Genomic DNA, 3,746 nt, shown 5'->3' with positions numbered 1-3,746 from the left:
GGGAAAAGGGCTGACAAATATGCGCGCCCCTCTCCCTCTCTTATTTCATTTTTAATTTTGCATAGAGGTATGTTCCGGCGAACGGCGCGATCAGCACGATCGCCATCCCGACTGCAAACGCTCCCCAGTATTGGCTCATGATAGAGAAAATTCCGGGTACACCGCCGACGCCGACAGAGCTTGCCAAAACCCCTTGCGAGGAAATGAACATTCCGGCAATCCCCGAGCTGATCATCGCGATCACGAACGGAAATCTGTATCTGAGATTCACCCCGAACAGCGCCGGTTCGGTAATTCCGAGATAAGCTGAAATGCCGGATGTCAAGGACAGACCTTTCTGCTTCTCATCTTTGACAATAAACATCATCGCAAGTGCGGCTGAACCTTGTGCGATATTGGACAGCGCCAGCATCGGCCATAAAAATGTTCCGCCGAGCTTTGATCCGATCAGCTGAAGGTCAACGGCAAGGAATGTATGATGCATTCCGGTAATGACGAGAGCGGCGTAAAGTCCGCCGTATAACAGTCCGCCCAGTACGGCAAATTGTTCAAAGACAGCAATAAGGCCTGATGTTAAGACATTTCCGATGGCAAATGTAATCGGTCCAATGACAATAAATGAAGCAAAACCTGTGACAAGCAGCGTAATCGGCGCCACGACAAGGAGCTGAATGCTCTCAGGCGTCCGCTTTGTCAAAAAGCGCTCAATTTTTGCAAGCAAATAAGATGCGAGCAAAATGGGAAGCACCTGCCCCTGATAGCCGACCTTCTGCACTTCCAGACCGAATAAATTCCAGACAGGAATCTCTCCGCTTTGCTCGGCAGCCCCGTATCCCCAAGCGTTTAACAAATCAGGATGCACAAGCATGACGCCTAGCACGATGCCGAGCAGCGGATTTCCGCCAAACCGCTTGACGGCCGACCAGCCGATTAATGCCGGTAGAAATGCGAAAGCCGTTCCCGCAATCAAGTTAATCATATTGGCGAGATCCGCCCATTGCGGATAGACTTCAACGATCGATTTTCCACTGAAGAAAATGTCTTGAGCCGTCAGAATATTGTTGATTCCCATCAACAGCCCGGCGGTGACAATCGCCGGCAATATTGGAATAAAAATATCTGCAAGCGTTTTCACAGCACGCTGTAAAGGATTCATATTTTTCTCTGAGGCTTTCTTGACGTCATCTTTTGACGATTCGCCGATTCCTGTGGCCTTCACCAGCTCCGCGTATACATTGTTGACCGTTCCTTGGCCGATCACCACTTGGAATTGGCCGTTCGTTGAAAACGATCCTTTGACAACATCTATTTGCTCCAGCACCTCTTGATTGACTTTGCTTTCATCGAGCAGTGCAAATCGCAGACGCGTCACACAATGGGTTACCGCTGCAATGTTGTCCGCACCGCCGACAGCATCGACAATCCGTCGCGCTGATTGATTTAAATCAGTCATTCCAATCCCTCCTTCTCCTCTTATAACTTGTATATACATGTTATATCTATATTGTATTCTTGTATATACAAGTAGTCAACATATTTTTATAGCGCTTTCAAAAATAAAAAAAGCCCGGCCGTTCCCTTCATAAAACGAAGGACAGCAAGGCTCCTCCGATTTATACGCCGGGAACAACCGGCTGAGATCATAAATTGTTCACTTTTTCATCACGTTCATCAGCGCAGTCCTGCTGACCGATGTCTTTCAAATAATACTTTTCTGATGTAAAAAACTCATCATATAAAGACCTTACTTTTTTGCTCAAGAGCAGCACCGCCAAAATATTCGGAATAAGAATGAAAACGAGCGCAAGATCAAGGAATCCCCATATTGCCTTTGCTCCTCCGGCAGCCCCGATGATGACGGCGCCCAGATAGACGAATTTAATCATATGCCCCGCGAGCCGTCCGAACAGAAATTCAGCTTGTTTTACTCCGTAAAAAATGACCACTGTGATCGTTGATAAGACAAAGAAAACGAGCGAGACGGAGACGAAGTATCCGCCCACAGGGCCGAAATAGCTGCGGAATGCGGCTGCCGCCAGTGCCCCTGGATTGCTCGCAGCATTTTCAGCGGTCCAAATGCCTGATGCGAGCACAACGAAGGCTGTGGTCGTGCATATCAGCAGCGTATCGACCACAATGCCGATCACCGCCCAGAATCCCTGTCTCACAGGGTGGTCGGTCATCGCCGCCGCATGCGCAATCGGCGCCGTCCCCATCCCGGCTTCGTTGGAATAAAGTCCACGTGCAAATCCCCAGCGAACGGTTTCAGCAACCGCCGCACCTGCAAAGCCGCCGAATGCCGAAGAAGATGTAAACGCATTCGAAAAGATGAGAGAGAAAAATGCGGGTACAGAAGAAAGGTTCATGACGACAATCAGGAAACCGGCCCCGATGTACGCCCCTGCCATAAGCGGAACCGCAAGCTCTGTCACTTTTCCAATCCGTTTAATCCCTCCGATCACCACTAAACCGATCAAAAAAGCAATCCCGATTCCGGTGTATAAACGATTGAATGAAAACGACTCAGCTAATGATGCGGAAACCGAATTTCCCTGCACCATGATGCTCGGAACGAGCTCGATCATCAGCGCGACCGAAAAAAAGACGCCGAGCCATTTCATAGAGAGCCCTTTTGTAATGTAATACATCGGCCCCCCGACATATTCGCCTTCTTCGTTTTTTTCTCTGTAGTGGACAGCGAGGACGCTTTCCGAAAACTTGATCGCCATGGCAAACAGTGCGACCAGCCACATCCAAAACACGGCTCCCGGACCGCCGAACATGATCGCCGCAGGCACACCGACGATATTGGCGGCGCCAACTGTTGAGCTGAGAGCCGATGTCAAAGCTTGTAACGGTGTAACCGTCCCTTCTCCTTTCGGCTTTTTGCCGACGCTTCCGATCGTCTGCTTAAAGATATAGAGAGGATAGCGAAATTGAAAAAATTTCAGCAGGATCGTTAAATAGACTCCCGTCCCTGTCAGCAGTATGATGAGCGGCGGCCCCCAAAGCCAATCTGATATGTATTCAACCCAGTTCAACAATCGTTCCATCCTATCACCCTTTTATTCGTTTATGGGTCAATACCACTATAGGACAGAAATAAACCTGCTCAGCGCTTTTTTATTTCCCGCTGAGCCTTCGGTACACTTTTTCTTTATAAAACGCTGAGGCAGGTTTGGAAAACATGCCTTTCTTGTCGGCGAGCCTGTCGAGCCTGAGCCGCGTTTCTGTTTTTCTCTCAATTAAACGATCGCGCTCGTCTTCATCCGCGCACTTTGCGATTAAGTCGTCAATTGTCATCAGCTCTTTCTTCAAAGCCCCTTCATCCCCCGTCATTCCGGCGTTTTTCATCACCCGGTAAGCCATGCGGAGATGCTCTGGAACATGGGCGGCATCGTCTTTTTTCAAGGGTTTCCCCATTCCCGGAAGCCCTTCGAATTCGCCGTCCTTAATGGCCCGCTTAATCTTATCTTCAGAAACAATGCTCGAAAAATCCATGGTCTACATCCTCCCCTTTTGTTCATATACTAACAACAGTCTGCCATAAAGATGCGTTCCCGCCAATGCAAGACAAGCGTAAAATATTCCCAAATGCTTTTTAGAAAACTGTAAAACCCTGATTTACCAGGGGGTTTGAGCTTCTTTTCACAAGGTTGATTTCCGCTTTTCTAAATCGGTATTTCATGGTATATTTTATACATTCGTTTTTTTCTTTCGTTCCGATGGTTTTTTACTGATCCGGA

The 3,746-nt window shown here is 48.3% G+C and carries 3 protein-coding genes; all 3 read right to left on the bottom strand.

What is annotated here, in order from left to right; all coding sequences use genetic code 11:
• Positions 1-40: 40 nt before the first annotated feature.
• A complete protein-coding gene (treP, locus tag C1T29_RS05110; protein ID WP_103750387.1) occupies positions 41-1,453 on the bottom strand; it encodes a PTS system trehalose-specific EIIBC component in 1,413 nt (470 codons plus the stop codon).
• A gap of 187 nt (positions 1,454-1,640) precedes the next feature.
• The gene (locus C1T29_RS05105) at positions 1,641-3,053 is read right to left on the bottom strand and encodes an alanine/glycine:cation symporter family protein (protein ID WP_103750388.1); all 1,413 of its coding nucleotides are present in this window, start codon (positions 3,051-3,053) and stop codon (positions 1,641-1,643) included.
• 70 nt (positions 3,054-3,123) lie between these two features.
• Positions 3,124-3,501, bottom strand: coding sequence for a DnaJ family domain-containing protein (locus C1T29_RS05100; protein ID WP_020450542.1), 378 nt, complete (start codon positions 3,499-3,501; stop codon positions 3,124-3,126).
• Positions 3,502-3,746: the final 245 nt, after the last annotated feature.

The sequence above is a fragment of the Bacillus sp. MBGLi79 genome, assembly GCF_002953915.1.
Note: the sequence above shows the minus strand (reverse complement) of the source record. Positions and strands in the feature narration are given on the sequence as shown.